5 protein-coding genes are annotated in these 5,763 nt (G+C 55.2%); all 5 read left to right on the top strand.

The genetic code is table 11. From position 1 onward, the window contains the following. A partial coding sequence (gene rplK, locus ABWO67_RS18855; RefSeq protein ID WP_353154737.1) for a 50S ribosomal protein L11 occupies window positions 1-431 on the top strand: 431 nt, incomplete at its 5' end. Window positions 432-433: 2 nt separating this feature from the next. Then, window positions 434-1,129, top strand: a complete 696-nt coding sequence (rplA, locus tag ABWO67_RS18850; protein ID WP_353154734.1) for a 50S ribosomal protein L1 — start codon at window positions 434-436, stop codon at window positions 1,127-1,129. 253 nt (window positions 1,130-1,382) lie between these two features. Then, window positions 1,383-1,907 (top strand): 50S ribosomal protein L10, encoded by a 525-nt coding sequence (gene rplJ, locus ABWO67_RS18845; protein ID WP_353154731.1) that lies wholly within the window; start codon window positions 1,383-1,385, stop codon window positions 1,905-1,907. Between the two features lie 75 nt (window positions 1,908-1,982). Further along, the gene (rplL, locus tag ABWO67_RS18840; protein WP_353154729.1) at window positions 1,983-2,357 is read left to right on the top strand and encodes a 50S ribosomal protein L7/L12; all 375 of its coding nucleotides are present in this window, start codon (window positions 1,983-1,985) and stop codon (window positions 2,355-2,357) included. A 161-nt stretch (window positions 2,358-2,518) separates the two neighbouring features. Continuing rightward, window positions 2,519-5,763 (top strand): DNA-directed RNA polymerase subunit beta (gene rpoB / locus ABWO67_RS18835; protein WP_353154726.1); only part of this gene is annotated, 3,245 nt, incomplete at its 3' end.

The following is a 5,763-nucleotide window of genomic DNA, read 5'->3' as shown; positions in this document are numbered from 1 at the left end:
TGGCGAAGAAAATCGTCGGCTTTATCAAGCTGCAAGTACCAGCTGGTAAGGCTAACCCCTCACCCCCTATCGGTCCGGCGCTGGGTCAGCGCGGTCTGAATATCATGGAATTCTGCAAGGCGTTCAACGCCAAAACCCAAGGCCTCGAGCCAGGTTTGCCAATTCCAGTGGTTATCACCGCTTACGCAGACAAGAGCTTCACCTTCATCATGAAGACGCCGCCTGCCACCGTCCTGATCAAAAAGGCGACTGGTGTGCAAAAAGGCTCGGCTCGTCCGAACCTTGACAAGGTAGGTGTCCTGACACGTGCCCAGGCCGAAGAAATCGCCAAGACCAAGTCGCCCGACCTGACGGCCGCCGACCTGGATGCAGCCGTACGCACGGTTGCCGGCAGCGCCCGCAGCATGGGCATTACGGTTGAAGGGGTATAAGCATGGCCAAGTTGAGTAAACGCGCGGCTGCTATTGCCGCCAAAATTGACGCTAACAAGTTTTACCCTGTTACTGAAGCGCTCACGCTGGTCAAAGAAACGGCTACTGCCAAGTTCAATGAATCCATCGACGTCGCAGTGCAATTGGGTATCGACCCTAAAAAATCCGACCAATTGGTACGTGGTTCGGTTGTGCTGCCCGCTGGCACAGGCAAGTCGGTACGTGTTGCCGTCTTTGCACAAGGCGAAAAAGCTGAAGCCGCCAAGGCTGCCGGCGCCGACATCGTCGGTCTGGATGACCTGGCTGAAAGCATCAAGGCCGGCCAAATGGATTTTGACGTCGTTATCGCTTCGCCTGACACCATGCGTGTCGTTGGCGCGCTGGGTCAAATCCTGGGCCCTCGCGGCTTGATGCCTAACCCCAAGGTTGGCACGGTTACTCCTGACGTCGTTACCGCCGTCAAGAACGCCAAGGCAGGCCAAGTGCAGTATCGCACCGACAAGGCTGGCATTATCCACGCCACTATCGGTCGTGCTTCGTTTGAAGTAGAACAATTGCAAGCTAACCTGGCTGCATTGGTCGATGCCCTGAACAAGGCGCGTCCGGCTGCTTCAAAAGGTGTGTACATGCGTAAGCTGGCTGTTTCGTCCACGATGGGCGGCGGTGCGCGCGTAGAAATAGCTTCCCTGGCGGTTTAAACGCCGCAGGGGAAAAAAAGAACTTTGGGCTGTGTCTGGGTTCGCCAGACATTGCTGTCAAAGACCGCTGGAGCCCTGTTGCAACCCGTACACGTACGTTAGCACCGGAGCTTAATTCCAGACTTTACTGACTGGGTCCAGCGTAGACGGCGCCCATGGAAGAATTCTTGTTGTTAAAGAACTCGACCAGGTGCGCCGCATTCGGTTGACGCAAGGGACCCTCCCATGCGTCTTTAGATGGAGTGTTCAAACCGTGAGTCTCAATCGTCAAGAGAAAGCGGTAGTTATCGAAGAAGTCTCTGCACAAGTTGCAAAGGCACAATCGATCATTATCGCTGAGTACCGTGGTCTGGACGTCGCCTCTGTAACCGTATTGCGCAAAACTGCGCGTGAGTCGGGTGTGTATCTGCGTGTTCTCAAGAATACGCTGGTCCGTCGCGCTGTAGCAGGAACTCCTTTCGAGGAACTTTCCGCTCAGCTGACCGGTCCGCTAATCTACGGGATTAGCGCTGATCCGGTTTCGGCGGCAAAAGTACTTGCTGGCTTCGCAAAGACTAACGATAAGCTGGCTATCAAAGGCGGGGCATTGCCCAATAACGTCTTGAGCCAAGATGGTGTGAAGGCCCTGGCCACCATGCCGTCGCGCGAAGAGTTGCTCTCGAAGCTGCTGGGTACGATGCAAGCCCCAATCACGCAATTTGTGCGTACGCTCAACGAAGTTCCAACCAAGTTCGTACGCGGCCTCGCAGCCGTGCGCGATCAGAAGGAAGCCGCGTAAGCAGCACCTTTCGGATTTCGTCGAACCGAGCGACACCCAACCCTGGCATTTATATATATATTTGGAGTTCTAAAAATGGCATTAAGCAAAGCTGAAATCCTTGACGCTGTAGCTAGCATGACCGTGCTCGAATTGTCCGAGCTGATCACGGACATGGAAGAAAAATTTGGCGTGTCGGCTGCTGCCGCCGCTGTGGCTGTTGCTGCTCCTGCTGCCGGCGCTGCCGCTGCTGAAGAGCAAACAGAGTTCACCCTCGTATTGGCTGAAATCGGCGCAAACAAAGTTAGCGTCATTAAAGCTGTGCGTGAAATCACTGGCCTGGGCTTGAAAGAAGCCAAGGACCTGGTTGACGGTGCACCAAAGCCTGTTAAAGAAGGTTTGAGCAAAGCTGACGCTGAAGCTGCCCAGAAGAAGCTTGAAGAAGCTGGCGCTAAGGCTGAACTGAAGTAAGTCTGTTTTCGCTTGCCCGGGGAGCGCCAAGGCCTTCCCGGGCTTTTGCGTTTCCAGAAAACCCACGATTCTGGTCCGGTTATTTGCCCGAGTCGGGTTTTCTGGAGTCGTAAACCAGGGCCGTGGTTGACGGCCCATGTAACCCTCGAGTCGGAGTGCTCATGCCTTATTCGTTTACCGAAAAAAAGCGCATACGCAAGAGCTTCGCCAAGCGTGAAGACGTCCAGGACGTCCCTTACCTTTTGGCGACTCAACTGCAATCATTTAAAACATTTCTGCAGGCGGATACTACACCTTCCAAACGCAAAGATGAAGGCCTGCAAGCGGCTTTTAGTTCGATTTTCCCAATCGTTAGTCATAATCAGATGGCGCGGCTTGAGTTTGTCAGCTATGTGCTTGGCGAACCCGTCTTTGACGTCAAGGAATGCCAGCTGCGCGGGTTGACCTATGCGTCGCCATTGCGTGCCAAGGTGCGCCTGGTATTGCTGGACCGCGAGGTCAGCAAGCCCACAGTAAAAGAAGTTAAAGAACAGGAAGTGTACATGGGCGAAATTCCGCTCATGACCAACACCGGTTCGTTCGTTATTAACGGTACGGAACGCGTTATCGTTTCGCAGCTGCACCGTTCGCCTGGCGTCTTTTTCGAGCATGACCGCGGTAAAACGCACAGCTCGGGCAAGCTGTTGTTCTCGGCGCGCGTTATTCCCTACCGCGGCTCTTGGCTGGACTTCGAATTCGACCCCAAGGACGTTCTGTTCTTCCGTGTCGATCGTCGTCGCAAGATGCCGGTCACCATACTGCTGAAAGCCATCGGGATGAATCCCGAAGCCATCCTGGCGCACTTCTCGGACTTCGACAACTACGAAATCCACAAAGAAGGCGGCATGCTGGAATTCGTGGCCGATCGCTGGAAGGGCGAAGTCGCCCACTTTGACATCACCGACCGTGATGGCAACGTTATTGTCGAAAAAGACAAGCGCATCAATGCGAAGCACTTGCGCGATTTGGCCACGGCCAAAGTCGAGCGCGTTTCCGTGCCGGAAGACTTCCTGCTTGGCCGTGTACTGGCCAAGGGCATCGTCAATCCGGAAACGGGCGAAGTCATTGCCAATGCCAACGATGAGATCACCGAAACGACATTGGCAGAGCTGCGTGCCGCCAATATTCACGAAATTCAGACCTTGTACATCAATGACCTGGATCGTGGCGGCTATATCTCGCAAACCTTGCGCACCGACGAAACAGCCGATCAAATGGCTGCTCGCGTGGCTATCTATCGCATGATGCGTCCTGGCGAACCTCCTACCGAGGACGCCGTCGAAGCCTTGTTCCAGCGCCTGTTCTACAGCGAAGACGCCTACGATTTGTCGCGTGTTGGCCGTATGAAGGTCAACAGCCGTCTGGGCCGTGGTGAAGACATCACCGGTCCCATGACTCTGACCAACGAAGATATCCTGGAAACCATTATGGTTCTGGTCGAGCTTCGCAACGGTCGCGGTCAGATCGATGACATCGATCACTTGGGTAATCGCCGGGTGCGTTGTGTGGGCGAACTGGCCGAGAACCAGTTCCGTGCCGGCCTGGTGCGTGTCGAGCGTGCGGTCAAAGAACGTCTGGGCCAAGCCGAGACCGAAAACCTCATGCCGCATGACCTGATCAATTCCAAGCCGATTTCGGCTGCCATCAAGGAGTTCTTCGGTTCGAGCCAGCTGTCGCAGTTTATGGATCAAACCAATCCTCTGTCCGAAATTACGCACAAGCGTCGCGTATCGGCCTTGGGGCCTGGCGGTTTGACGCGCGAACGTGCAGGCTTCGAAGTGCGCGACGTGCACCCGACCCACTACGGCCGCGTGTGCCCGATCGAAACACCGGAAGGTCCAAACATCGGCCTGATCAACTCCATGGCGTTGTATGCTCGTTTGAACGAGTACGGCTTCCTGGAAACGCCTTACCGCAAAATTATCGACGGCAAGGTCAGCGAACAGATCGATTACCTGTCGGCCATCGAAGAAAGTCACTACGTCATTGCTCAGGCTAACGCCGAGCTCGACGAAGAAGGCCGCTTCGCCGATGACCTGGTAGCTTGCCGTGAAGCGGGTGAAACCATGCTTACCGCGCCAAGCAACGTGCATTACATGGACGTCGCTCCGTCGCAGATCGTATCCGTTGCCGCATCGTTGATTCCGTTCCTGGAACATGATGACGCCAACCGGGCACTGATGGGCGCCAACATGCAACGCCAGGCTGTGCCTTGCTTGCGTCCTGAAAAGCCATTGGTTGGTACGGGTATCGAACGCACTGTTGCGGTCGACTCCGGCACCACCGTACAGGCTATTCGTGGCGGTATTGTTGACCACGTCGATGCTGAGCGTGTTGTTATTCGCGTTAATGACGAAGAAGACATCGCCGGCCAGGTCGGGGTAGACATCTACAACCTGATCAAATACACGCGTTCCAACCAGAATACCAACATCAACCAGCGTCCTATCGTCAAGCGCGGCGATCACGTCGCACGCGGCGATGTCCTGGCTGATGGCGCATCGACCGACCTGGGTGAACTGGCTCTGGGCCAGAACATGCTGATCGCGTTCATGCCCTGGAACGGCTATAACTTCGAAGATTCGATCTTGATTTCCGAGAAGATTGTGGCTGACGATCGCTACACGTCGATTCACATCGAAGAACTCACCGTTGTTGCTCGCGACACGAAGCTGGGCGCAGAAGAAATCACGCGCGACATTAGCAACTTGGCCGAAACGCAATTGAATCGTCTGGATGATTCGGGCATTGTCTATATCGGCGCCGAAGTGCGTGCCGACGACGTGCTGGTTGGCAAGGTCACGCCTAAAGGCGAGACTCAGCTGACTCCTGAAGAAAAGCTGCTGCGCGCTATTTTCGGCGAGAAGGCTTCCGACGTTAAAGATACTTCGCTGCGCGTGCCATCGGGCATGGTCGGCACGGTTATTGACGTACAAGTCTTTACCCGCGAAGGTATTGAACGCGATAAGCGGGCTCAGGCCATCATTGACGATGAACTGCGCCGTTATCGCCAAGACCTTAACGATCAGCTGCGTATTGTTGAAAACGACACATTCGATCGTATCGGCAAGTACCTTGTTGGCAAAACCGTCAACGGCGGCCCGCGCAAGCTGGCCAAGGGCACAGTCCTGACGACCGAATACCTGACCGACCTGGATCGTTGGCAATGGTTCGACGTGCGTCTGGCTGACGAAGCCCATGCCGTGGTGCTTGAACAGGCCAAGGAATCGGTAGAGCAGAAGCGTCACGAGTTTGATCTGGCCTTTGAAGAAAAGCGCAAGAAGCTGACGCAGGGCGACGAATTGCCTCCTGGCGTGCTCAAGATGATCAAGGTCTACCTGGCCGTGAAGCGTCGTCTGCAGCCTGG

This window comes from Pollutimonas bauzanensis (assembly GCF_040393045.1).
Lineage (GTDB): Bacteria > Pseudomonadota > Gammaproteobacteria > Burkholderiales > Burkholderiaceae_B > Pollutimonas > Pollutimonas bauzanensis_A.
The sequence above is the reverse complement of the archived record's forward strand: the minus strand, read 5'-3'. Positions and strand labels throughout refer to the sequence as shown.

Coding starts and splice junctions, on each gene's coding strand:
- rplL (WP_353154729.1), top strand. CDS start 1,983: ATGGCATTAAGCAAAGCTGAAATCCTTGACGCTGTAGCTAGCATGACC.
- rplA (WP_353154734.1), top strand. CDS start 434: ATGGCCAAGTTGAGTAAACGCGCGGCTGCTATTGCCGCCAAAATTGAC.